Raw genomic sequence first — 23,952 nt, 5'->3', positions numbered from 1 at the left:
ATGGGATTGTTGAGCCTTGCGATCTGGACGCCTATTGCGTTCGGTTTGGTACTGTTGGCCTTGGGGCGTGATGAGCAGGCCAAGGCCGTGCGCTGGATTGCCCTGGTGGGCGCCTTGGTCAGTTTCCTGGTGACCTTGCCTTTGTATGGCCAGTTTGATACGGCCTCTGCCGCAATGCAGTTTGTCGAAAAGGCACCGTGGATTGAACGCTTCAATGTGAACTACCACCTGGGGCTGGACGGCATTTCCTTCTGGTTCGTGCTGCTCACGGCTTTCATCACCGTTGTGGTGGTGATCGCCAGCTGGGAGTCCATCACCACCCGTGTCAACCAGTACATGGGGGCCTTCCTCATTCTGAGCGGTCTGATGATTGGCGTGTTTTCTGCGTTGGACGGTCTGCTGTTCTACGTGTTCTTTGAAGCCACGCTGATTCCCATGTACCTGATCATTGGTATCTGGGGTGGGCCGAACAAGATTTACGCGGCGTTCAAATTCTTCCTCTACACCTTGCTCGGCTCCCTGCTGATGCTGGTGGCGCTGATTTACCTGTACTCCAAATCGGGTGGCAGTTTTGACCTGTCGGTGTGGCATGCCCTACCATTGGATGGCACGGCGCAAACGCTGCTGTTCTTTGCCTTCTTTGCAGCTTTTGCCGTCAAGGTGCCGATGTGGCCGGTCCACACCTGGTTGCCCGACGTGCACGTGGAAGCGCCTACCGGTGGCTCTGCCGTGCTGGCCGCGATCATGCTGAAGCTCGGTGCCTATGGTTTCCTGCGTTTCTCCATGCCCATCGCCCCGGACGCCGCCCACGAATGGGCCTGGCTGATGATTGCGTTGTCGCTGGTAGCCGTGGTGTATGTGGGTCTGGTGGCCATGGTTCAGCAGGACATGAAAAAACTGGTGGCCTATTCGTCGGTGGCCCACATGGGCTTCGTCACACTGGGTTTCTTCATCTTCAACGACCTGGGCGTGTCCGGTGGTCTGGTGCAGATGATTGCCCACGGTTTTGTGTCGGGTGCCATGTTCCTGTCCATCGGCGTGTTGTATGACCGCGTGCACTCACGTGAAATCGCCAGCTACGGCGGCGTTGTCAACACCATGCCCAAGTTCGCTGCGTTTGCACTGTTCTTTGCCATGGCCAATTGCGGCCTGCCAGGTACCGCCGGTTTTGTCGGTGAGTGGATGGTGATTCTGGGTGCGATCAAGTTCAACTTCTGGATTGGCTTTGCAGCAGCCAGTGCACTGATCTTTGGCGCCGCCTACACCCTGTGGATGTTCAAGCGGGTCTACCTTGGCCCGGTGGCCAATGACGATGTCAAGGCACTGATCGACATTAACGCCCGCGAGTTCCTCATGCTGGCGCTGCTGGCCATTGCGGTGCTGTACATGGGTATCCATCCCAAGCCATTCACCGATGTCATGGATGCTTCCGTGGCCCAACTGCTCAAGCATGTTGCCATTTCCAAGTTGCACTGATCAAACTGAATTGAGAGACGAAAGATGATTGACAAAATCAGTTGGATCACGGTTTACCCCGAAATCATTTTGATGGTGATGGCGTGTGTGATCGCCCTCATGGACCTGGGTGTCAAGACACCCCAACGCAGCCTGACCTACGGAGTAACGCTGCTGACCTTGGCCGTGGTTGCCGTGCTGGAAGCCAACTATGCGCTCAGTGGCGCCACGAATTACGGCTTTGGCAACATGGTGGTCAGTGACTCCATGGGCAACTGGCTCAAGTGTTTTGCAACCTTGGCCACCATGGTGACGTTGGTTTATGCACGTCCCTATTCCGCCCAGCGCGACATGTTGCGCGGCGGTGAACTGTTCACACTGAGTCTGTTTGCGCTACTGGGTATGTTTGTGATGATTTCCGGGAACAACCTCCTGGTGATTTACATGGGCCTGGAGTTGCTTACCCTGTCCAGCTACGCGCTCGTAGCCCTGCGCCGTGACAACGCGACCGCGACTGAGGCGGCCATGAAGTACTTTGTGCTCGGCGCCATGGCGTCCGGCTTTCTGCTGTACGGCATGTCCATGCTCTACGGCGCGACCGGCTCGCTGGACGTGAACGAAATCTTCAAGGCCATTGCCTCGGGGCAGATTCGCCACCAGGTGCTGGTGTTTGGCTTGGTCTTCATTGTGGCGGGTCTAGCGTTCAAGCTGGGTGTCGTTCCTTTCCACATGTGGATTCCCGATGTCTACCAGGGCGCGCCAACTGCCATCACGCTGATGATCGGCGGCGCCCCCAAGCTCGCAGCTTTTGCGATCACCATCCGTTTGCTGGTGGAGGGATTGTTGCCACTGGCCATTGACTGGCAGCAGATGCTCATGGTGCTGGCTGTGGGTTCGCTCTTCATCGGTAATCTGGCTGCCATCGCGCAGACCAATGTCAAGCGCATGCTGGCCTTCTCCACGATCTCTCAAATGGGCTTCGTGCTGTTGGGTCTGATCTCCGGCGTGGTGCACGGCAATTCGCTGCCGTTTTCTGCCAACGCCTACAGCGCGTCCATGTTTTATGTCATCACCTATGTGTTGACCACGCTGGCCACTTTCGGCGTCATCCTGCTGTTGTCGCGTGAAGGATTCGAGAGCGAAGAGCTTACCGATTTCGCCGGCCTGAACCAGCGCAGCCCGTTGTATGCCGGCGTCATGGCCGTGTGTATGTTCTCGCTGGCCGGCATTCCGCCGCTGGTGGGCTTCTACGCCAAACTGTCCGTCTTGCAAGCGCTGGTGGCCTCGGGTGAACCGGTGTATTTGGGCCTGACGGTCTTTGCCGTGTTGATGTCGCTGGTCGGCGCTTTCTATTACCTGCGCCTGGTCAAGGTCATGTACTTTGACGAACCCATCACCGCCAGCACCGTGGTGGCTCCCGCCGATGTGCGCATCGTTCTGTGCCTCAACGCCGGTCTGGTGGTCGCCCTGGGCTTGTTCCCTAGCGGTCTGATGGCTCTGTGCGGCAAGGCCATTCAACAGATGCTGGGGACCTGATCGGGTCCTCCGGCTTCTGCGCTCGTTTTTGAATTCCTGTTGACTGTGACAACTTCCGTATCCGCCTGGTTGGTGTTGGCGCTAGCTCTGGCCGCCGCCAATTTCCCTTTTTTGACGGCCCGCGCGCTGGGCGTAATAGCACTGGCCAAGCCAAAGACACTCGGCATGCGGTTGGGCGAGCTGCTGGTGTTCTACTTTGTGACCGGGGCCGTGGGTTTGTTGCTGGAGCAACGTGCGGGGCAGATTGCACCGCAGACCTGGGAGTTTTACGCCATCACGGTATTTATGTTCCTGACGCTGGCTTTCCCGGGTTTTGTCTACCGCTACCTGCTCAAGCGCCACGACTGATACCGGCGACCTCCCATGAACGATAGCCATCTGGTCGAGGTACGGCAGTCCAGCCAGGAAATCCTCAAGGGCCATTTTCTCCACGCCTTCCGCGATACCGTGGCACTGCCCGATGGCAAGAGTGCCGTGCGTGAATACGTGGTGCACCCTGGCGCGGTGATGGTCATCCCCCTGATCGAAGCCGAGGACGGCAGCCTGCGTGTGGTGCTGGAGCGGCAGTTCCGCTACCCCGTGGGGCAGGTCATGGTGGAGTTTCCCGCTGGCAAGCTGGACTCCAACGAAGACGTACTGGCCTGTGCCCAGCGCGAACTGCGCGAAGAAACCGGCTACACCGCACAGGAGTGGGCCCGCGCCGGTGTGTTGCACCCGGTGATTGCCTACTCCACGGAGTTCATCGACATCTGGTTTGCGCGTGGACTCAGTTTGGGCGAACGCGACCTGGATGCCGGTGAGTTCCTGGACGTATTCACCGCCACACCCGCCGAACTGCTGGGTTGGTGCCGTCAGGGCAAGGTGACCGATGCCAAGACCCTGACGGGCGCCTTGTGGCTGCAGAATGTGCTGTCTGGCGCATGGTCTCTGGAATGGCAGCGCAGCACCACTTCGCCAAAGCCCTGACAATTGCGCCATGAAAGTACTGGATTTGCAATGCAGCCACGGCCACGGATTTGAAGGCTGGTTTGGGTCTGAAGACGATTTCGTCGCGCAATGCGCCCAGTCACAGGTCCAATGCCCCGTGTGTGGCGATCCCTCCATCGTCAAAAAACTCAGCGCACCGCGCCTGAACCTGTCTGGTCGTCGTGAAGAGCCGCAATCCACACAAGAGGTAGTCGCTCCCACCAAAGACGACCAGGCCCTGACCGCCGCGTGGATGGCCATGGCCCGTCAGGTGGTGGCCAACACTACGGATGTCGGTAACGCCTTTGCCGAAGAGGCCCGCAAGATGCACTACGGCGAAACCGAAGAGCGTGGCATACGCGGCAAGACTACGCCTGAACAAGCGCGTGAGTTGGTGGAAGAGGGCATTGCGGTGTTGCCCTTTGTGTTGCCTGAGGCACTCAAGGAAACGCTGCAGTAGGGCTTCCTTTCGCGGCTACGTTTCTTCTTCGACCCGCATCAGGCATGGGGCAGACATTTTGCTCCGTGTCCCCCGCCCGCTACGCGGGCTCCTCCTTTACCTACGCAAAATGCCTACCCCATGCCTCTGCTTCGGGCTGATGAGCAATAGCTAGCGAAACTCCATGCCACGCGTTGTTAGATCGCTGTTTCATGAAGTTCAATGTGGGCCCAGCTTACCTCTGGGACTAGAAAAGAATGATCGTTCTTTCGAATCCATATGGAGGAGAGCTCATGGCCACCTTCATCGTGATACCAGCCGCCGGAAGATGCCGAGACAATGGCTTGAAATGAAGATTTGTTTGCAGGGGACAGCACAAATGTGAACTCGAATTGCTCAGGCAGTTTCCAGTATGGCGCGGGGAAGTTTGCTGGTTCAGGGGAGAATCTTGACAAAGCTAAGAGAAGCCGTGCTGATATGGCCTGTGCAGTATTTTGGCTTTCACAGTCAGCGAAAGTGCGAAGGAAGAGTTTCACATACCAAACGGCCTAACTAACGTACACCATAAGGTGCTGTGAAACAAGTTGGTGATCCAACTGGAAAACAAGCATTTGTGACTGTTCCTATTGAATAGTTTGCTCCGTTAAAAATGGTAGCAAGCAAAGCATGCGCAAATACTTGACTGACGAGGTCTGTGCCAAATGTGCTGGGTCACTGTATCTTGCCAACTCCATTCGGGTGAATCTGCGAAATTGAGACGTCACCTACCCAGAGCAGCAGGCATGGCGTGAGTGTCGCAGTGAGGTAAAGGAGGAGCCCGAAGGCGTAAGCCTTCGGGCGGGGGACACGAACGGAGGCACTCGCGCCGTGTCTGCTGCGGAAGCAAAGCAGGGGAGTTTCCCCAGCCCTTCGACAGGCTCAGGGCGAACGGATGCTTTCCGAACGCACAACTTCAGGGATACAAACCGCGAAGTTCACGCGCATGCAGGATGCGTTTGCAAGCCACGATAAACGTCGCCGTGCGCAAACTCACCTTGTTGTCCTGCGCCACACTCCAGACGCCTGCAAAGGCTTCTTTCATGATGCGTACCAGGCGTGCGTTGATTTCGTCTTCGCTCCAGAAGAAGCTGGAGAAATCCTGCACCCACTCGAAGTAGCTCACCGTCACGCCGCCGGCGTTGGCAATCACGTCGGGCAGCACCAGGATGTTGCGTTCCTGCAGGATGTCATCGGCAGCCGGTGTGGTGGGGCCGTTGGCGCCTTCGATGACCAGGCGGGCTTTGATGCGCCCCGCGTTGGCGGCGGTGATCTGGCCTTCGAGGGCCGCGGGAATCAGGATGTCGCAGTCCACGTCCCAGAAAGCGTCGTTGGCAATGACCTCGGCGCCGGCAAATCCGGCGACGGTGCCGTTCGCTGCCACGTGGGCCAGCAGGTTGGGCACATCGAGTCCGGCTTCGCGGTAAATCGTGCCGCCGTGGTCCTGCACTGCCACCACCTTGGCACCGGCTTGGGCAAACAACTTGCCAGCGATGCCGCCCACATTGCCGAAGCCCTGTACGGCCACGCGTGCCGTGGCAATGTCCAGGCCGATGTGCTGCGCCGCTTCTACACCTACCGTGTAAACGCCGCGGCCTGTGGCCTCGCGGCGGCCCAGTGAGCCACCCAGATCGACTGGCTTGCCGGTGACCACGCCAGTGGCGGTGGCGCCTTCGTTCATGGAGTAGGTGTCCATCATCCAGGCCATGATCTGCTCGTTGGTGTTCACGTCCGGTGCGGGGATGTCCTTGGTCGGCCCAATAATGATGCCGATCTCGCTGGTGTAGCGGCGTGTCATGCGCTCCAGCTCACCCATGGACAGGGTCTTGGGGTCCACACGGATACCGCCCTTGGCGCCGCCGTAGGGCACATTCACTGCGGCGTTTTTGATGGACATCCAGGCCGACAGGGCCATCACTTCGGACATGGTCACGTCCTGGTGGAAACGCACGCCTCCTTTGCCGGGGCCGCGCGAGGTGTTGTGCTGTACGCGGTAGCCTTCAAAGTGGGCCACGGTGCCGTTGTCCAACTGGATGGGTACGTCCACCACCAGCGCGCGTTTGGGGCGCTTGAGTGTTTCTGCCCAGCGGGCCAGGTGGCCCAGGTAGGGAATGACGCGATCGACCTGCTGCAGGTAAATGCCCCAGGGGCCGAGGTTATCGGCCTGCAGGTAGGAGGGCAGGGCATGGTTGTAGGGGTTGGCGTAAGGGGTGGCGCCGTTGGGCTGAGACATGGAGTTTCCTTGTGGGAGGTGTGTCGAAGTCCGCACTGTAGAAGTGGGCCGCATCGCTGTCCAAGGCCAAGAATCTCTTGAACTATGCAAATAATGAATAACCAGCCAAAAGCCAAGGCCCAGGCTCCGTGGGGCTGACGTGGGCTCAGGCCCGTACGTTGAGGATGCGGCCTGTGGCCTGCCCCTGGCTGTTGACGACGGTGTTCTCGTCTGCGTTGGTCTTGAGCGGGTTGCCGTCGGCAGTGAACTTGTCACTGGTGGCCTTGTACATGCGCTCCATGAAGTTCTGCACCTTGGGCGGCGTTTCCGAGACGACTGCGGCACGCAATTGCTGCGTGTAAGTGGTGCGGTCTGTGGAGGCGCTGGTGGTGGCGGTGTTGCTGGAGCTGAGCTGTCGCACCTTGTCACGGCCGTTGCGGGCTTCGCGTTCGGCTTCGTCCGCCTGGGCACGCAAGTCCTGGGCGTCCGCTTCGGCGCGGTCGGCTTCTCTGCGCGCCTGCTCCAGGCGTACCTTGCTCAGGCTCGCTTGCAGGGAGGGCGATGCGCTGGTGGTGGCGGTGATCGCAACCATGGCCGTAGCCTCAGAGCAGGGAGATCAGGCCGTGACGCTCAGGCGGCCGCCAATGGTCTGGCCCTGCCCATTGATGGTGGGGCGGGGTTGGCTTTCCTGGGGTGGTTTGGCTTCTTGCGGGGGCTTGGCCTCCGCCGTTTTCTCTTTGGTGTCGGCGTTTTGGGGCCGTTGTGCGGCCTCGGTGCGCTTGGGCGCCTGGGCGGGCTGAACCGGTTGCTGTTTTACGCTGCTTACGTCTGCCATAGGAAACTCCTGGTAGGTTGTGCGGCTGAGAACCCTTCCATTCTACAAGCGCACCCCTGCAGATTCAATGCGAACAGCGTTAGAGGCTCAGGCGTTGAATTGCAGCGCCGCCAGTCCGGCGTAGACGCCACCGCGCGCCACCAGCTCAGCATGCGTGCCCTGTTCCACCAGCTTGCCGTGGTCCAGCACCACGATCCGATCGGCCTTTTGCACCGTGGCCAGGCGGTGGGCGATGACCAGCGTGGTGCGGTCGCGCATGGCCGATTCCAGTGCAGCCTGCACCATGCGTTCGCTCTCGGCGTCCAGCGCGCTGGTGGCTTCGTCCAGCAGTAGCAGGGGTGGGTTTTTCAGCATGGCGCGGGCAATGGCGATGCGCTGGCGCTGACCGCCCGACAGGCGCACACCGCGCTCACCGAGGAAGGTGTCGTAGCCCTCGGGCAGGTCCTGGATGAATTCGTGGGCGAAGGCGGCTTGGGCTGCGGCCTTGACTTCGGCATCCGTCGCATCGGGCTTGCCGTAGCGGATGTTTTCCAGCGCGCTGCTGGAGAAGATCACCGCGTCCTGCGGCACGATGCCCACGCGCTGACGCAGCGCATCCAATGACTGCTGGCGCGTTTCCACACCATCCAACACGATGTTGCCGCTCTGCGGGTCGTAATAACGCAGCAGCAACTGGAACACCGTGCTCTTGCCCGCGCCACTGGGTCCGACGATGGCCACGGTCTGGCCGGGCAACACGTTGAGACTGAAGTTTTGCAGCGCGGGTTGCAGCGGGCGTGACGGGTAGTGGAAGTCAATCGCTTCAAATTTGATAGCACTTCCCGCAGTCGGCATAAGGGCTACATCCGGATTGGAGGGCGAAGTGATGGGCGATTGCGTGCCCAGCAATTCCATCAACCTCTCGGTGGCACCTGCCGCGCGCAGCAGGTCGCCATAGACCTCGCCCAGCACGGCGAACGCGCTGGCCAGAATGATCACGTAGACCACGGTCTGGCCCAGATGGCCGGCGCTGATGCGCCCTTCGGCCACCGCCTGTGTGCCCTGGTACAGGCCCCACAGCAATGCAGCACTGGTGGCGATGATGATGAACGCGACCAGCACCGAACGCATCAGGCTACGTTTGGTTGCGGTTTCAAACGCGTTGTCGGTGGAGGTGACAAAGCGTGCGGTCTCGCGCCCCTCTGCCGTGTAGCTTTGCACCACGGGAATCGCGTTGAGCACTTCGGCGGCAATCGCGCTGGAGTCGGCCACGCGGTCTTGTGAGGCGCGCGAGAGCTTGCGCACACGGCGGCCAAACCACAGGCTGGGCAGCACGATCAACACCAGCACCACCAGCACCTGCAACATCACCACCGGGTTGGTCCACACCAGCACGGCCAGCGCACCAATGCCCATCACCGCATTGCGCAGGCCCATGGAGAGTGACGAGCCCACCACGGTCTGCACCAGCGTCGTGTCGGCCGACAGGCGCGACAGCACTTCGCCGGTTTGCGTGGTTTCAAAAAACTCGGGACTTTGTTTGAGCACATGGCTGTAGACCGCATTGCGCATGTCGGCGGTGACACGCTCGCCCAGCCAGCTCACCATGTAAAAGCGGCACGCCGAAAACAGCCCCAGCGCCACGGCCACGGCAAACAGCGCCGCAAAGTGTTCACGTAGCGCCATCACCTGTGCGCCCTTGTCGCTCTGCACCAGCCCGCCATCAATCAGGCTGCGCAGCGCCAGCGGAAATGCCAGCGTGGCGACTGCCGCCAGCACCAGGAAGAGCAGCGCCAGCGCTATGCGCCCGCGGTACGGCACCAGAAAAGGCAGCAGGCCGGAGAGGGATTTGGGATTGGTGGCCTTGGGGCGATCGGAAGAAGTCATGGCTGCCTAGATGGGGGTGAGAGCGCTGGGTGCAAGGTGGCTGGAGAAATAGTGTGAAATATGCCGCTAGCCCTCATGAGTATTGCGCAAGCAGCTATTCTATTTGTAGCAATGGCTTTGCGATTTGTTTCAGTTTGTTGCCAGCCGGATGCAGCCAGTTATAAACCATGCAGATGCGGACTGCCTGCCGCAGCTGCGGGCATGCCGTTGGCGATACCCCAAGTACCAGGAAGGAACCCCTGTGTTTTCACATCTCTTTGTCAGTGTCAGCGATTTCGACCGGGCCTTTGAGTTCTACAGCGCGGTGATGCAAAGCCTGGGGCTGGAGTTGCGCTTCTGCGAGCGCGACAAGCCCTGGGCCGGTTGGCACAGTACGGGTGGTACGCGTCCGCTGTTTGTGATCTGCAAACCTTATGACGGGCAGCCGCACGATCCGGGCAATGGCCAGATGGTGGCGTTTCTGGCGGCCAATCGTGACATGGTTCGCACCGCCTTCCAGACGGCGCTTGCCTTGGGTGGCTCCAGCGAAGGTGAGCCCGGCCCCCGGCCGCACTACCACGCCCACTACTACGGGGCTTATTTCCGCGATCCCGATGGCAACAAGATTGGCGTGGCATGCCATACCCCGGAAGCAGACGCAGCCTGAGCCTGTACCGGAGAATTTATAGAAAATAGGCCTGTAGCCCTTATGGGATGTGCGCAAGCAGCTAGCAAAATAATAGCAATTGACGCAAGCATCAGAGCTTCAGCGTTGCTGCATACCCCGTCATTTCCAGATACCCACGCCCGACCAGCTTGCCATTGCTGTCCCACACTTCGCAGAGGCCCTCCCAGTAGATGGCGCCCGTGGAGCCACGGCTGTCGAGCTCCTGGTTGTCGACCACGGCTTTGACGGTGTAGAAATCAGCCGGGGTGCGCACGATCCACTTCACCGGGTAGCCGGCTTTGCTCAAGGCGCTGCGCCAGGTGCGCACGGGCCGGAACAACACCTCGCCACGCGAGAACCCATACCGCGTGCCTGATGCGCTGCGAAACGAGCCACCGTCCCACAACGCGCGCCCTTCTTTGTCACGCAACTGGAAGGCCGTGAGCGCGCTGCCGTCCAACAGGTTGATGCCGATCCAGTCCCAGCCCACCGCTTGCGGGTGCAGCACCTCCTGGCTCCATTCGTGGTCCAGCCAGGCCGTGCTGCCGGGCTCCAGTGTGTGGGTCTTGCCCTTCAGCCCAATGCTGCCGCTGACCTGCAGTTGCGGCAGGCTGTAGTAGTAGCTGGCCTGCTTCTCCTCAGGGCCCTTGCGTGACAAGCCGTCTTGCCCCTGCAGCAGCACGGGTTGGTTGGCCTTGAACTGCAGGTTCAGCGTGAAGTCACCTGCCGGGATCTGCGCCTGCAGGTCGGCGCCGTTGCGGCGCAAGGACCAGTCGCGCAACAGCACACCGGTGTCCTGTGTGCTGGCAGACGCGGTGTCTGCGGGGTTGCCGCCAGCGGTTTCACCCGACCAGCGGGCGATGCGCTGGTCGTGCCAGAGTTTCTTGCCCTGCACGTCGGTGACTGCGGCATGGGCAAACAGCAGTTGTTTGGCGGCCAGGCGCGACGGCATGTCCTGCGTGGCGGCCACGCGGCGGCGGAAAAAAGTCACCTGATAGCCCAGTGCGGCTGGTTGACCTGCGACGTTGGCATACCCGGTGAGGTACCACCACTCGGTGGCAAAGTCGTTGTGGCTACCTGCGTCGCGCGGGAAGCGCAGCGTGGCGGGTGGCAAGGCCCAGGCTGCCGGCCAGGCGCAGGCCAGCGCCGGGGCCGCCAGCAGGGCGCGGCGGCTCAGCATAGGGTGCGCGCGCTCAGCGGTTGCCCGCGCGCGCCAACCGCTGTTTCACGGTGACGGCGGCCTTGCCCGAGAAGCTGTCCAGCCGTTGGCCCATGGCCAGCTCCAACTGGTCCAGCCGCACCTGGGCCGGTGGGTGGGTGCTCAGCGACAGGGCAAACATGGGGTCGTCTGCGGCGGCGGTGCGCAACTGCTGCAGCACGGCCACCAGACCATAGGGGTCAAAGCCCGCACGCGCGGCCAGGGCCACGCCAGAGCGGTCGGCGTCCAACTCGTCTTCCTGGTCCAGGCCCTTGGCGTAGAGGTCTCGCCCCAGCCCGACCAGTGCAGACGACAGACCGGCCGGCACATTGCGGTTGATTTGCGAGGCCAGCACCTGCGAGACCAGGCCGGCCCGCGCGTTCTTGCGCAGCGCCTTGAGGTGGTGTTTGGCCACCACGTGGGTGATTTCGTGCGCCAGAATGCCGGCCAGCTCGGCCTCGTCAGCCACGCTGTCGATCAGCCCCTTGGTGACAAACACAAAGCCGCCTGGTGCGGCAAAGGCGTTGTAGCCGGTATCGTCCAGCACCGCAAAACTCCAGGGCAGATCGGGCCGGGGCGACTGCAGGCTGATCCAGCGGCCCAGACGGTTCACATAGCGCTGCAGCGCCATGTTGGAGTGCAGCGGCTTGGCGCCCAGCAGTACTGAGGCCAGGTTGCGTCCCATCTCGATTTCCTTGGGCTCGTCAATGTCTTCCAGGGACTGGTTCAGCAGGTTGGCGAGATCGCCCACGTTGACGCCCTGGGTGGCGTTGTTGCCGCCACCGATGTTGAGCATGCCGCCCAGGCCACCGCTTGGCTTGGCCTGGTTGCCTTGGCTGCCCTGGTTGAGCAGGTTGTTGAACAGGCCACCCAGGGCCTTGCCTGCGTCTTGTGCGTGTACGGGCAGGCTGGTGAACAAGCAGGCCAAAGCCACAGCTTGCAGGCCGCGATACAGCCGGGGCGTGAAGTGGGTGGTCATTGTGAGTCCCCACCGCGTTTGAAGCCACCGCTGGTTGCCGCAGGAGGTGCTGGCGGTGGGGTGGGTGCGGGCAAGGCCTCCACCACCTGCGCCTTGAGTGGGGCTTCGGTGGCAAAACGGCGTGCCTGCGTGGCGTCGGTGCGCATGCCTTCCACTTGCGTCAGTGCGGCCAAGTTGGGCTGGGCGTTGTTGATGTCTTCGGCGCCCAGACCGCGTATGCCCACGGTAGAGGTGGCAGTGGTAGTTGTGCCGCTGCTTTGCGCACTGCCGCGGTTGAAAAAGTTGGTGAGGCCACGCAGCGCACCCGAGGCGGTGTTGCCCGCGCTGGTGGTGGCGCTGGTTGTGCCCACATCAAACATGTGCACCCAGCCGGTGGCGCCTGCGGCGGTCTTGACCTGGATCCACGCACCTTGCCGTGCGGGCAGGCGGGTCACCGGGGTTTGCACCGGCAGCGCCTGCAGGCTGGGGGAACTTTCGCCCGGTGCCTGGCGCAACTCGGCGGGGCGTTTGATCAGCAGCGTGTCGTTTTCTGCATAGGCCTGCGGTGCGGCAAGGACCGCCATCGACAGCGCCAGAATGTGGAGTGGCTTCATGCATGTACCTCTTGTCGGCATTGTCGGAGAAGTTCTGGCGTCAGGCAATCGGGGAAATGGTTGGTGAAACGCGCTGCTACGCTTCCCCAATCGCTTTGCGTGTGATGGCTGCCTGCACCTGCAACCATTCGCAAAACGCCTGAATCTCCGGCCGCCCGCTGCTGCGTGGCCCGACGATCATGAAGTAGGCCAGGGGGGTGTCCAACCGATGGTCGGGCAGCACTTCCACCAGGTCACCGCTGGCCAGGCTGTCGGCCACCAGCGTCATGCGCGCCAGCGCCACGCCTTGGCCGGTGAGGGCGGCTTGGGCAATCTGGTGCGCGTAGTTGAAATACATCCAGCGTTTGGGTTCCAGCTTGCGCAGCTTGTGCGTGTCCAGCCAGCGTCGCCAGCTCAGCCACTCCAGGTTGTGGGTGCGGTGGGAGTCGCTGGCTTCGAGCAGCGCAAAGTGCGCCAGGTCTTCGCCTTTGCGCAGGGGCTTGCCGCTCTTGAGCAGCCAGGGGCTGGCCACTGGCGTGAGTTGTTCACCAAACAGGCGCACGCCGCCTGCGGGCACGGCTTCGGGGCGCGTGTAGCGCAGGGCCAGGTCGACGTCGCTGGTGTCCAGGTCCACCGGGATGTCGGTGGCGTCGATGCGGATGTCGATGTCCGGGTATTCGCGCTGAAACGCCTCCAGGCGCGGAATCAGCCACATCGAGGCAAACGACGCCCAGGTCGAAATCGCCACACTTTTGCGCCCGGCCGTGCGGCGTATCAGTCGCACCGCACTGTCAATGCGCTCCAGCGAGGGGACCACCGCGCGCAGCAATTGTGATCCGGCGCTGGTGAGCTCCACCGCGCGCGTGTGGCGCAAAAACAGGGCTACGCCCACCTCTTCTTCCAGCGACTGCACTTGGCGGCTCACCGCACTTTGGGTGAGTGCCAGTTCGTCCGCCGCAGCACGAAAGTTCAGGTGGCGCGCTACCGCCTCCAGCGCACGCAGATGGCCCACGGCGATCGGGCGGGTGCGCATGTGGCTTTCAGGAACAAGGCTTGGGGTGGTGGCCATGGCAATTTTCTATTCATGCGTAAATGGAATGAATAGCATATCCCGAATTCATTGGACTGTGGGGGGCTGGGGCGCGATCATTCATGGACCGAATACGAAAGGAGCCCGCCATGTCATCCAGCGTCCATGCATCCCAATCTTCTGCCCCCTGGCAACTCGCCAAGGGCTGCGCTGTCACGTTTTACCCCCAGTCCAACGGAGTATTGCGCGTGACGGCCGGGCGGGCCTGGGCGACTTTCAACCCCTCACCCTGGAGCCCGGCGGCACGCTGGAATCCGGCGGATGATGCGGGTGACTTTTTTGTCATGCCCGGAATGAATCTGTCCATGCTGGCCGGTGAGGGCGTGGTGATCGAGTCCTGGCCTTCCGGCGGCGCGGCGAGCACAACGCTGGTGTGGGAACCCGCGCCCGTGAGCGCCGCTGCAGCGCGCTGGCAACAGGCCGTGGTGGCCCCGGTGCGTGATCTGGGGCAGGGCTTGGGACAGGTGGCGCGCGCCCTGGGCCGGCTGTTGGTGGGGCTGGCGGGCTACCGCGAGTTTCTGGTGGCGGGCCGGGGCAAAGTGCAGACGTGCCTGGAGTCCAACGCGCCCTGAGTCGGTTTTGCTGAATAAGTCCGTTCGCGTTGAGCTTGTCGAAACGCAGCCCTTACAAATTAACGACTTGTAGAAGGCTTCGACAGGCTCAGCCCGAACGGAAGTGCTTGTTCCGTGTTGCTTTATGCGCTGTCCCGCGCCTGCAGCACATAACCCAGGTCCAGGCAAGGTGTGGGCACCGTTTCTCCTTGCATCAGCGCCACCAGCATTTGCCCGGCGGCCTGTCCGATCTCGGCGCGCGGCGTACGCACGGTGGTCAGTGGCGGCACCATCTGGTCGCTGCCCGTGAGGTCGTTGAAACCGGCAATCGCGACCCGCTGTGGCACGGCTACTCCCATACGCAAAGCGGCCAGCAGCGCGCCCTGCGCCAGGTCATCGTTGCAAAAGAAGATGGCGTCCACCGGCGGCTGTTGCCCCATGATTTGTTCAAACATGCGCGCGCCCAGCGACAGGGAAGAGGGCGCCGGGTTCAGCCACTCCAGCGTGGCGTCGTAGCGGCCTGCCGACTGCAAAGCGTGGCGCCAGCCTTCCAGGCGCTGCAGGGTACGCGGGTCCAGTTGGGTCGCGGCAAAGGCAATGCGCCGGTAGCCCTTGTCCAGCAAATGGCGTGTCATGTCGTGGCCCGCATCAAACTGTGAAAACCCCACGCAATAGGTTCCTTCGGAGGCCTGCGCTGTCATCAGGTGCACACAGGGCACACCGCTTTGGGCGATCAGGCTGCGTGTGGCGTCGCTGCGCTCCAGCCCGGTGACGATGAGTCCGGCCGGGCGGTGCAACAACTGTTCACGCAGCAGGCTCTCTTCTTCGCTCGGGTCGTAGTAGGTGATGCCTATCAGTGTCTGGTAGCCGGCCTGGCGCAGCGTGTTCTGCAAGGCCTCCAGCAGGTTCACAAACAGCGCGTTGGACAGCATGGGGATCAGCACCGCCACATGGCTGCTCTGACCGGACGCCAGCGCCCGTGCCGCCGGGTTGGGCATATAGCCCAAAGTGTCGGCAGCGGCCTGCACCTTGGCAACCAGCTCGGCCGCCACGGCCCGCTCGCCGCGCAGCGCGCGCGAGACGGTGATGGGGCTGACGCCGGCCAAATGCGCTACGTCCGAGAGCGTGACGCGGCCAGTTGCGCGGGGGCGGATGGGAGCGGTCATGGCCTAGGGAAACTACTGAATGGCATGCAAATATCTTCGCATAGGATAGCGCTATCCCGCTTTGACAGGCCACGGACAAACCCCTAAGCGCAGTTCTCACTCAGAAAAGTGGGCCAAAGCCTGTCAATCGCTTTTTTTTGAATACTTTTGGATAGCGCTATCCAATCCACGCCATTTATGCATTCCATTGTCATCATGGGAGTTTCCGGTTGCGGCAAGTCCAGTCTGGGTGAGGCCGTGGCCCAGGCCACCGGCCTGCCGCTGGTGGAGGGCGACGACTACCACAGCCCTGCCAATCGCGACAAGATGGCCCGTGGCATTGCACTGACCGACGCCGACCGCGCCGACTGGCTGGCCACGCTAGGGGCGCAACTGCAGGCCCGACCCAGCGGTGTGGTGGTGACCTGCTCGGCCCTCAAGCGCGCGTACCGCGACCGACTGCGCCAGGCTGCGCCCGGTTTGCGTTTCGTGTTTCTGGACATTGGCCAGGCCGAGGCGCAGGCCCGCGTGAGTGCGCGTGCAGCCCATTTCTTTTCGACCAAGCTGGTGGACAACCAGTTCGCCACGCTCGAATCCCCCGTGGGCGAGGCTGGCGTATTGCGCCTGGATGCCACCCTTGCCCTGACCCAACTACAGATTGCGGTGACCGAATGGCTGGCCACTGCACAGGAGCCTGCATGACTGAACCGATCCATGACGAGGCCGCAGCGCCCAGCAAGTTTGTCCATGTGACCCAAGCCCTTTTGGCGCTGTGTCTGGGCGTGATGGCCGTGTCCGTGTTTGTGAACGTGGTGTTGCGTTACGGCTTTGGCAGTGGGGTGGCCGCCAGCGAAGAGTTGTCGCGCTTGCTCTTTGTCTGGATGGTGTTTATTGGCGCCACGGCGGCCTATCCGGCGGGTGAACACATGGCCTTCACCAGCCTGGTGGCCATGCTGCAAAAGAGACCGCTGGCGCTGGCCGTGATGACGGCGGTGATCCGTCTGCTGGTCCTGCTGGCCTGTGTATTGCTGGGCGTGGGCGCCTGGCAGCAGGTCGTGGTGGGCTGGGGCAGCTACTCGGTGGTGATGGGTTATCCCAGCCTGCTGCTACCGCTACCGGCCCTGTTGTGTGCAATGGCGATTGGCGTCATGGCCTTGTGGGAACTGGTGCAACGCACGGCGCTTGACCTCGGTCATGGCGCAGAGATGGACTGATGTGATGAGCAACGAAGGACTCGCTTTTATTGTGTTTTGCGTCGGCATGCTGGCGCTCATGGGCATCGGCATGAACATGGCCCTGTCCCTGGTACTGACGGGCGCTGCCATGGCCTGGGTACTGGACTTCTGGGACACGCAGTTGCTGGCCCAGAACCTGGTGGCTGGGGTAGACAGTTTTCCGCTGCTGGCGGTGCCTTTCTTCATCCTGGCCGGTGAGCTGATGAACAGCGGAGGCATCAGCCGGCGCATCATCGCCATGGCGCAGGCCTGGGTCGGGCATATCCGCGGTGGCCTGGGTTTTGTGGCTATTGGTGCAGCGGTGCTCATGGCCAGCATGAGCGGCTCCGCCTTGGCCGACACGGCCGCGCTGGCCACCATCCTGATGCCCATGATGCGCCAGCAGGGCTACCCCATGCACACCTCGGCGGGGCTGATTGCTTCGGGCGGCATCATCGCGCCCATCATTCCACCCAGCATGCCGTTTGTGATCTATGGTGTGACCACCAATACCTCCATCTCGGCGCTGTTTATTTCGGGCATCGTGCCGGGACTCATCATGGGTGTGGGCCTCATCGTGGCCTGGAAACTGGTGCTGCGCAAAATCGATTTGCCCGAAGGCCAGCCGCTGCCCATGCGCGAACGCCTGCAAGCCACACGCAAGGCGTTCTGGGCGATGCTGATGCCGCTGATCATCATTGGAGGCATGAAGAGCGGTGTCTTCACCCCCACCGAGGCGGCGGTGGTGGCCGCGTTCTACGCGCTGGTGGTGGCCTTGTTCATCCACCGTGAGATGAAAATCACGGCGGTCTACGGCGTGCTGGTGCGGGCGGCCAAGACGACGGCCATCGTGATGTTCCTGTGTGCCGGTGCGCAAGTGGCCAGCTACATGATCACGCTGGCCGATTTGCCGAATGTGCTGACCGGTTGGCTCGGCCCGCTGGTAGAGAGCCCGCGCCTCCTGATGATGGTGATGATGCTGGTGTTGATCCTCGTGGGCACCGCGCTGGACCTCACGCCCACCATTCTGATCTTTGCGCCGGTGATGCTGCCCATTGCCGTGAAGGCCGGCATCGACCCGGTGTATTTCGGCCTGATGTTTGTGCTCAACGGCGCCATCGGTCTCATCACGCCGCCCGTGGGCACCGTGCTCAACGTGGTGGCGGGGGTGGGGCGTTTGCCGCTGCACCAGGTGATCAAGGGCGTGAACCCCTTTCTCATTACCTACACGCTGATTCTTTTCCTGTTCGTCCTGTTCCCGCAAATCGTGATCGCGCCCGTGGCGTGGATGCGCTGAGTTCCGTTCCGCTGTTCCTGCTCTCTTCTCGTTCTGTTCCCGTTTTCTTTCACAACAACACCTACCCAGGAGACATTCCATGAAAGCTTCCACCACCCTGATCCGCCGCGCCGTGCTGGCCGTGGCCGGTGCCGCCGTCTTCAGCGCTGCGCTGCCCGCGTTGGCGCAAGACATCAAACCGCGTCTGATCCGCTTTGGCTACGGACTCAACGAACAAAGCAACCAGGGCCGCGCCTCCAAGGTGTTTGCCGAGGCGGTTGAAAAAGCCTCCGGCGGCAAGATGAAGGTGCGCGCCATTGGTGCCTCCGCACTGGGCCCGGACGTGCAGATGCAGAACTCGCTGATCGGCGGCGCGCAGGAAATGATGGTCGGCTCCACAGCCACGCTGGTGGGTATCACCAAGGAAATGGCGCTGTGGGATACGCCCTTTTTAATCAGCAATGCCAAGGAAGCGGATGCACTCCTGGACGGCCCCATTGGCGACAAGATCCGCAACAAGCTGCAGGACAAGGGACTGGTCGGCCTGGCCTATTGGGAAAACGGTTTCCGCAACCTGACCAACAGCAAACGCGCTATCAACAAGGTGGAAGACCTGGAAGGTATCAAGCTGCGCGTGATGCAGAACAACGTGTTCCTGAACAGCTTCAAGACCCTGGGTGCCAACGCCGTGCCCATGGCCTTCTCCGAGTTGTTCAGCGCACTCGAAACCAACACCGTGGATGGCCAGGAAAACCCCTTCAACACGATTCTGTCGAGCAAGTTCTACGAAGTACAGAAGTACATGACGGTGACCAACCACGTGTACAGCCCCTGGATCGTGATGGCCAGCAAGAAGTGGTGGGACCAGTTGTCCAAGGATGAGCAAAAAATCCTCAGCGACGCCGCCAAACTGAGTCGTGACTTTGAGCGCAAGGACACCCGCGCCGAAGCCGCCAGCGCCGTGGCCGACCTGAAGGCCAAAGGCATGCAAGTCAACGAACTGTCGCCTGCCGAGTCCGCCCGCATGCGTGACAAGCTGACCCGCGTGTACGCCCAGATTGGTGCCGACATTGGTATGGACCTGTGGAACGAAACCCAAGGCGAGCTCACCAAGATCCGCGCCAAGAAGTAAGTGCAGATGGGTGGTGGGGCGTAGAGCTTGTTTACGATCTATACGGGGTCACGTTGGGACGCAATCGGGATGAGTTGCCTGCCAAGACCACGCCGCATGGGCTCATGCCCATGCAAGGGGTTTGGTGGGCAAATCGCCCGATTTCGTCCCAACCCGCAGGGCAAGTGTCTTTTCGGGCGGTCTGCGGTGTTGCAAAGCCTTGCCGGGCACCAGCCCGACTGCGTTTTGCGCCTAGCAGCCCCTCCCGAAAAGGTACTTGCGTGACCCCGTCTAGATCGTAAACAGGCTCTCACCAGTCCTCTTTCACCGCCATCACCGCATCGCGCCCCGCAGCGGCCTGGCCTGACAGCCAGGCCGTTGTTGTTCCTGCCACCACCACGGCAGCGGCCAGCGCCGCCAGCCGACCCCAGGGCAGGGCCAGCTCCATGGTCCAGTGAAAGCTCTGCGGGTTCACCACATGCACCAGCACCACGGCCACCGCCAAGCCAAGTGCTACACCGGCCAGGGCACCGAGCGAGGTCCAGGCCATGCCCTCCAAAGCCACCACGCGCAGAATCTGCCGCCGTGTGAGCCCCAGGTGCACCAGCAGCCCAAACTCCTTGCGCCGCGCCAGCACTTGCGCGCTGAAGCTGGCCGCCACACCAAACAGCCCAATGCCAATCGCCACCGCCTGCAGCCAGTAGGTCACGGCAAAGCTGCGGTCAAAAATCTTCAGGCTGGTGGCGCGGATCTCGGCCGCCGAACCAAACTCCAGCAAGTTGCCCGCCGCACCGTCCGGGGTGTTGGCCAGTTGGTTGGCCAGCGCGCGCAACTGTTCTTGCACCTGCGGCACATCCGCCTGCGGGTGCAGCCAAAAGGCGATGTCGTTGACCCGTGTGTCGCGGCTGTAGCGTGCAAAGTCGGCCGGATCCATGGCCACAGTGCCAAACTGGCGGGCATAGTCGCGCCACACACCCGCTACAAAAAAAGTAGCTGGTTGCGCAATATCCACGGGAGCTGGAGGCCTAAAAGATGCTGAAAGTGCAGGCAGGTCGTGTCCCACCCGCGCAGCGTAGAGGTCCAGCATGGCTTCGCTCACGTACACGCCTACACGCCCTGCGGGCACCGGCACTGGGTTGCCCACCAACGGCAGGTTCAGTGCGCCCGTCTGGGCATCGCGCAGCGGGCGCACCAGCAGCGCAATGGCCGGTTGGGCCGGGTCCAGCGTGAGCGATAACGTGCGCTGGGTGCTCAGGCGCTCCACGTCCGGCACCTTTGCGGCGCCTTGCACAAACGCCGGGTCCAAGTAGGCCGTGTCCGCTGCGCTGCCACTGGTGGCGGTGCGCACATACAGGGCCGCAGGCAGCACCGCGTCCAACCAGGTTGTCACGGAGGTGCGGAAGCTCGCCACCATCACGGTCAGTGCCACCGCCAGGCTGAGCGACGCCACCACGCCGCTCACCGCCACCGCGGCACTTTCGCGCACGCGGCGCGCGCGCTCCACCGCTAAAAGTGGCAGGGCGTGGCGCGCCACGAAGGGTGCCACGCCGTCCAGTACCCAGCCCACGGCAGCGGGCAATGCGGTGATGCCGCCCAGCAACAGGCACGCCACGCTCAGGTACGCCGCCAGCGGGATGTCCCAAACCGGGGGCAGCAGCGCCAGCAGGCCGCCCGCCACCAGCAGCGCCGCGCCCAGCCAGGCGCGGTGGTGGTTCGCATCTGGTGTGCCCAGGCCCTTGAGGGTTTGCGCCGGTGGCAACTGCTGCGCCAGCCGAGCGGGAGCCCAGGCCCCCACTAGGGCCGCAGCCACGCCCAGCAGGCCAAACACCAGCGCTGCCAAACCACTCCATTGCAAGGCCGGTGCGCTGCCCGCAAAGAATCCACCACCCAAGTCACCGCCCAACAGGCGCAACGCGAGTGCGGCCAGCGCACTGCCTAGCGCCAGGCCCAGCAGGCTGCCAATACTGCCCAGCGCCCCCGCCTCCAGCAGCACCAGTTGCAGCCGCTGCCGGCCGGTCAGGCCCAGCACACCCAAGAGCGCAAACTGCTGCGCGCGCCGCGCCACGCTCAGCGCCAATACGGAGAACACCAGAAAGCCCCCGGTGAACAGCGCCACCAGCGCCAGCACGGTCAGGTTCACGCGGTAGGCGCGCGACAGGTTGCTGATGCGTTCCACCGCATCGCCGGGCGCGCGCAGCGTGGCACCGGCCGGCCAGTCGGTGGCGCCCGTGACGTCGCGCACAAAGCGGGCACGGTCCACACCCGCGCGCAGCCGGACATCCACGCGGCTCAGGTCGTTGCGGCCAAACAGGCTTTGCACGGCGGCAATGTCCATCACCGCCAGCGGCGCACCACCGGCCTGCACGCTGCCAGCGACCTGCAGGGTGTGCAGTCGCAGGCCCTGCTGCAACTGCACCGTGGCACCGGGCAGCGCCTGGCGCGCCAGCGGGTTGAGAAAAACCGCGTCGGGTGCGAAGAAAGCCAGGCGGTCTGCATGGGCAGTGGGCAGGGGCAGCAGGTCTGGCGCCACCGCGGCCACCTGCAGCGCGTCCACGCCCACCACGCGCAGCAGGGTTTTCTGGCCCGCGCGCACGGCGTAGGTGCTGAGCTCCAGCACCGGTGCGGCCACCGCCACGTCGGGGTGGTGCAGCAGCCGGCTCCACAGTGCGACGTCCACACTGCTGGCGCTGCCCGTGGCGGTGCGCAGTTCCAGGTCGGGCTGGCCGCCTACTGAACGCACGGCCTGCGAGAACTCGTCCAGCGCCGAAGCATTGATCAAGTGCACTGCAAACGCCAGCGCCACCCCCAGCATCACCGACACCACGGCCGCTGCGTTGCGCCAGGGGTGCTGGCGCAGCTCCTGCCAGGAGAAAGTCGTAAGCAAAGGTAGCAACATGGGTTTGGGGCCTGTGAACAGCTCCTAGCCTAGCGTAAAGCTGCAGTAAATGCCGTCGCTCGTTTGGAGCGATGGTTACCATGGGCGCAGGGGCAGCCGTTGACTGCCAGCGGGACTTGTATGCCGTACGAAGAAACCGACACCCTTGCCACCGAAGCCGTTGCGGACCTGGCCACTGAACGCTGGGTCCAGCGTGCCGCGCTAACGGGTCTGGCAGGTCTGCTGGCGGCCTGTTCCACACCGGGTGGCCGGCTGTTGCAGCGTCCGGGTCAGCAATACAGCCGCGCGAACACGCCCGAGGAAGCCGCGCGCTTTTTGTTGCAGGCCCAGTTTTCGGCGTCGGACGCCGAGATCGCTGCCGTGCAGCAGCACACCTATGCTGACTGGCTGGCGCAGCAGTTTGATGCGCCGCTAGGGCAGACCGGCTGGGATTGGCTCAACGAACGCGGCTACGGCGTTATTGACAACACCACGCGTTACTTCGACCACTTCTACCCCGGCGACTACATGCTTTGGAACCAGCTTATGACCGCACCCGACGCGGTACGCAAGCGGCTGGCCCTGGCCTTGTCCGAGTTTTTTGTGGTGTCGCTCACGGGGCTGGACTTTGCTTGGCGCAGCCACGCCCTGGCGCACTACTGGGACACGCTGGCGCGCCACGCGCTGGGCAACTTCCGCGATCTGCTGGAAGAGGTGACGCTGAACCCGGCCATGGGCCACTACCTCAACACCAAGGGCAACCAAAAGGAGAACGCTGCCACCGGCCGTGTGCCCGATGAAAACTACGCGCGCGAGGTGATGCAGCTCTTCACCATCGGCCTGGTGCAACTGAACCCGGACGGCAGCGAGAAGACCGGTGCGAATGGTCAGCGACTGGAGACCTACGCGCAGAGCGATGTGACGCAGCTGGCCCGCGTGTTCACGGGTTACGACTTTGACCAGCGGCAAAACGTCACCGTGGTGATAGACCCCGAAGGCAAACGCAAGGTGGGCAATACCAACTTTGCCAAACAGCGCATGGCCTTCACGGCCAACCGCCATTCTGAGCTGGAGGCGCGCTTTCTGGGCACCGTCATCCCGGCGAAAACATCGGGTGGAGACGCCCTCAAGATCGCCCTGGACGCCTTGTTCCACCACCCCAACGTCGGTCCGTTCCTCGGGCGGCAGATGATCCAGCGCCTGGTCACCAGCAACCCCAGCCCGGCCTATGTGGCGCGTGTGAGCGCTGTCTTTGCCGACAACGGGGCGGGTGTGCGCGGTGACTTGCGCGCCATGTTCGCCGCCATCCTGCTTGACGATGAGGCGCGCAGCCCGGCGGGTCTGCGTGATCCGCGTTTTGGGCACTTGCGTGAGCCCATGCTGCGCCTGGTGCAGTGGGGCAGGACCTTTGGCATCACGTCCGCGCAAGGCAGTTGGAAGATGGGGGACCTCAGCAATCCGGCCACGCAACTGGGGCAAAGCCCGCTGCGCTCTCCTTCGGTGTTCAATTTTTTTCGCCCCGGCTACGTGCCACCCGCGACCCAAATGGCCGCTGCCGGTGCGTCGGCACCGGAGTTCCAGATCGTCACCGAGAGCAGCGTGGCGGGGTACATCAACTACCTGCAGGGCGTGGTGCGCAATGGCATTTATGTGAATGACCCTGATCTGCCCAACAACGTCAGCAACTCCAAGAGCCAGAAGAGTGGCTTTGACATCAAAGCCAGCTACTCCACGGAGCTAGCCCTGGCACCGGATGCCAAAGCGCTGGTGGCACGGTTGAATCTTTTGTTGTGTGCGGGCCAGTTGCCAGCGGCCCTGCAGGCCCGCATGGTCACAGCCCTGAACGCCACACCGCTGAATGCCACGAGCCCACCCGACAAACGTCTGGACCGTGTGGCCGCCGCCGTGCTGTTGACCATGGCCGCACCCCAGTACCTGGTTCAGAAATAG

22 protein-coding genes are annotated in these 23,952 nt (G+C 62.5%); 12 read left to right on the top strand and 10 right to left on the bottom strand.

What is annotated here, in order from left to right:
* Genes RS694_RS13890 through RS694_RS13870 form a run of 5 tightly spaced genes read left to right on the top strand, consistent with a single transcriptional unit; the run spans nt 1 to nt 4,417 of the window.
* Nucleotides 1-1,476, top strand: a complete 1,476-nt coding sequence (locus tag RS694_RS13890) for an NADH-quinone oxidoreductase subunit M (RefSeq protein WP_029708573.1) — start codon at nt 1-3, stop codon at nt 1,474-1,476.
* 24 nt (nt 1,477-1,500) lie between these two features.
* Complete coding sequence (gene nuoN, locus RS694_RS13885) at nt 1,501-2,991, top strand: NADH-quinone oxidoreductase subunit NuoN (RefSeq protein ID WP_029708574.1); 1,491 nt, start codon at nt 1,501-1,503, stop codon at nt 2,989-2,991.
* 45 nt (nt 2,992-3,036) lie between these two features.
* Nucleotides 3,037-3,339, top strand: a complete 303-nt coding sequence (locus tag RS694_RS13880; protein WP_029708575.1) for a DUF2818 family protein — start codon at nt 3,037-3,039, stop codon at nt 3,337-3,339.
* A 15-nt stretch (nt 3,340-3,354) separates the two neighbouring features.
* Nucleotides 3,355-3,957: an NUDIX domain-containing protein gene (locus RS694_RS13875; protein WP_029708576.1), complete on the top strand. Its 603-nt coding sequence runs from the start codon at nt 3,355-3,357 to the stop codon at nt 3,955-3,957.
* Between the two features lie 10 nt (nt 3,958-3,967).
* The gene (locus RS694_RS13870; RefSeq protein ID WP_029708577.1) at nt 3,968-4,417 is read left to right on the top strand and encodes a DUF1178 family protein; all 450 of its coding nucleotides are present in this window, start codon (nt 3,968-3,970) and stop codon (nt 4,415-4,417) included.
* 931 nt (nt 4,418-5,348) lie between these two features.
* Here the strand turns inward: RS694_RS13870 and RS694_RS13865 are convergent.
* The 4 genes from RS694_RS13865 to RS694_RS13850 form a co-directional block, all read right to left on the bottom strand.
* Nucleotides 5,349-6,665 (bottom strand): Glu/Leu/Phe/Val family dehydrogenase, encoded by a 1,317-nt coding sequence (locus tag RS694_RS13865; RefSeq protein ID WP_029708578.1) that lies wholly within the window; start codon nt 6,663-6,665, stop codon nt 5,349-5,351.
* A gap of 145 nt (nt 6,666-6,810) precedes the next feature.
* Nucleotides 6,811-7,236, bottom strand: a complete 426-nt coding sequence (locus RS694_RS13860) for a hypothetical protein (protein WP_029708579.1) — start codon at nt 7,234-7,236, stop codon at nt 6,811-6,813.
* Nucleotides 7,237-7,260: 24 nt separating this feature from the next.
* Nucleotides 7,261-7,479, bottom strand: coding sequence for a hypothetical protein (locus RS694_RS13855; protein WP_076069711.1), 219 nt, complete (start codon nt 7,477-7,479; stop codon nt 7,261-7,263).
* A gap of 87 nt (nt 7,480-7,566) precedes the next feature.
* Nucleotides 7,567-9,345 carry an ABC transporter transmembrane domain-containing protein gene (locus tag RS694_RS13850; protein ID WP_029708581.1) on the bottom strand — a complete coding sequence of 593 codons (1,779 nt, stop codon included), beginning with the start codon at nt 9,343-9,345 and terminating at the stop codon, nt 7,567-7,569.
* Nucleotides 9,346-9,586: 241 nt separating this feature from the next.
* Here RS694_RS13850 and RS694_RS13845 point away from each other — a divergent pair, with 241 nt between their 5' ends.
* Complete coding sequence (locus RS694_RS13845) at nt 9,587-9,991, top strand: VOC family protein (RefSeq protein WP_029708582.1); 405 nt, start codon at nt 9,587-9,589, stop codon at nt 9,989-9,991.
* Between the two features lie 91 nt (nt 9,992-10,082).
* Here RS694_RS13845 and RS694_RS13840 read toward each other — a convergent pair whose 3' ends face one another.
* The 4 genes from RS694_RS13840 to RS694_RS13825 all read right to left on the bottom strand — a co-directional run bounded on the left by RS694_RS13840 (nt 10,083) and on the right by RS694_RS13825 (nt 13,809).
* The gene (locus RS694_RS13840) at nt 10,083-11,171 is read right to left on the bottom strand and encodes a lipocalin-like domain-containing protein (protein WP_029708583.1); all 1,089 of its coding nucleotides are present in this window, start codon (nt 11,169-11,171) and stop codon (nt 10,083-10,085) included.
* A 13-nt stretch (nt 11,172-11,184) separates the two neighbouring features.
* Nucleotides 11,185-12,168 (bottom strand): M48 family metalloprotease, encoded by a 984-nt coding sequence (locus tag RS694_RS13835; RefSeq protein WP_029708584.1) that lies wholly within the window; start codon nt 12,166-12,168, stop codon nt 11,185-11,187.
* A complete protein-coding gene (locus tag RS694_RS13830) occupies nt 12,165-12,761 on the bottom strand; it encodes an SH3 domain-containing protein (protein ID WP_029708586.1) in 597 nt (198 codons plus the stop codon). Before RS694_RS13830 ends, RS694_RS13835 begins: the two co-directional genes overlap by 4 nt.
* A gap of 76 nt (nt 12,762-12,837) precedes the next feature.
* Nucleotides 12,838-13,809, bottom strand: coding sequence for a LysR substrate-binding domain-containing protein (locus tag RS694_RS13825; RefSeq protein WP_029708587.1), 972 nt, complete (start codon nt 13,807-13,809; stop codon nt 12,838-12,840).
* Between the two features lie 110 nt (nt 13,810-13,919).
* Between RS694_RS13825 and RS694_RS13820 the strand changes: the two genes are divergently transcribed.
* Complete coding sequence (locus tag RS694_RS13820; RefSeq protein ID WP_051391981.1) at nt 13,920-14,402, top strand: DUF2917 domain-containing protein; 483 nt, start codon at nt 13,920-13,922, stop codon at nt 14,400-14,402.
* A gap of 122 nt (nt 14,403-14,524) precedes the next feature.
* Here RS694_RS13820 and gntR read toward each other — a convergent pair whose 3' ends face one another.
* Nucleotides 14,525-15,547: an HTH-type transcriptional regulator GntR gene (gene gntR / locus RS694_RS13815; RefSeq protein WP_029708589.1), complete on the bottom strand. Its 1,023-nt coding sequence runs from the start codon at nt 15,545-15,547 to the stop codon at nt 14,525-14,527.
* Nucleotides 15,548-15,724: 177 nt separating this feature from the next.
* Here gntR and RS694_RS13810 point away from each other — a divergent pair, with 177 nt between their 5' ends.
* From RS694_RS13810 to RS694_RS13795, 4 genes are all read left to right on the top strand, one after another.
* Entirely contained in the window at nt 15,725-16,228 is a 504-nt protein-coding gene (locus tag RS694_RS13810; protein WP_029708590.1) for a gluconokinase, read from the top strand.
* Nucleotides 16,225-16,740, top strand: a complete 516-nt coding sequence (locus RS694_RS13805) for a TRAP transporter small permease subunit (protein ID WP_029708591.1) — start codon at nt 16,225-16,227, stop codon at nt 16,738-16,740. Before RS694_RS13810 ends, RS694_RS13805 begins: the two co-directional genes overlap by 4 nt.
* A gap of 4 nt (nt 16,741-16,744) precedes the next feature.
* On the top strand, nt 16,745-18,037 hold the full coding sequence (locus tag RS694_RS13800; protein WP_029708592.1) for a TRAP transporter large permease: 1,293 nt from the start codon (nt 16,745-16,747) through the stop codon (nt 18,035-18,037).
* Between the two features lie 79 nt (nt 18,038-18,116).
* A complete protein-coding gene (locus tag RS694_RS13795; protein ID WP_029708593.1) occupies nt 18,117-19,148 on the top strand; it encodes a TRAP transporter substrate-binding protein in 1,032 nt (343 codons plus the stop codon).
* 289 nt (nt 19,149-19,437) lie between these two features.
* Here RS694_RS13795 and RS694_RS13790 read toward each other — a convergent pair whose 3' ends face one another.
* Nucleotides 19,438-22,023, bottom strand: coding sequence for an FtsX-like permease family protein (locus tag RS694_RS13790; RefSeq protein WP_029708594.1), 2,586 nt, complete (start codon nt 22,021-22,023; stop codon nt 19,438-19,440).
* A gap of 120 nt (nt 22,024-22,143) precedes the next feature.
* Between RS694_RS13790 and RS694_RS13785 the strand changes: the two genes are divergently transcribed.
* On the top strand, nt 22,144-23,952 hold the full coding sequence (locus tag RS694_RS13785; protein ID WP_051391982.1) for a DUF1800 domain-containing protein: 1,809 nt from the start codon (nt 22,144-22,146) through the stop codon (nt 23,950-23,952).

It is taken from the genome of Rhodoferax saidenbachensis, assembly GCF_001955715.1.
GTDB lineage: Bacteria > Pseudomonadota > Gammaproteobacteria > Burkholderiales > Burkholderiaceae_C > Allorhodoferax > Allorhodoferax saidenbachensis.
The sequence above is the reverse complement of the archived record's forward strand: the minus strand, read 5'-3'. Positions and strand labels throughout refer to the sequence as shown.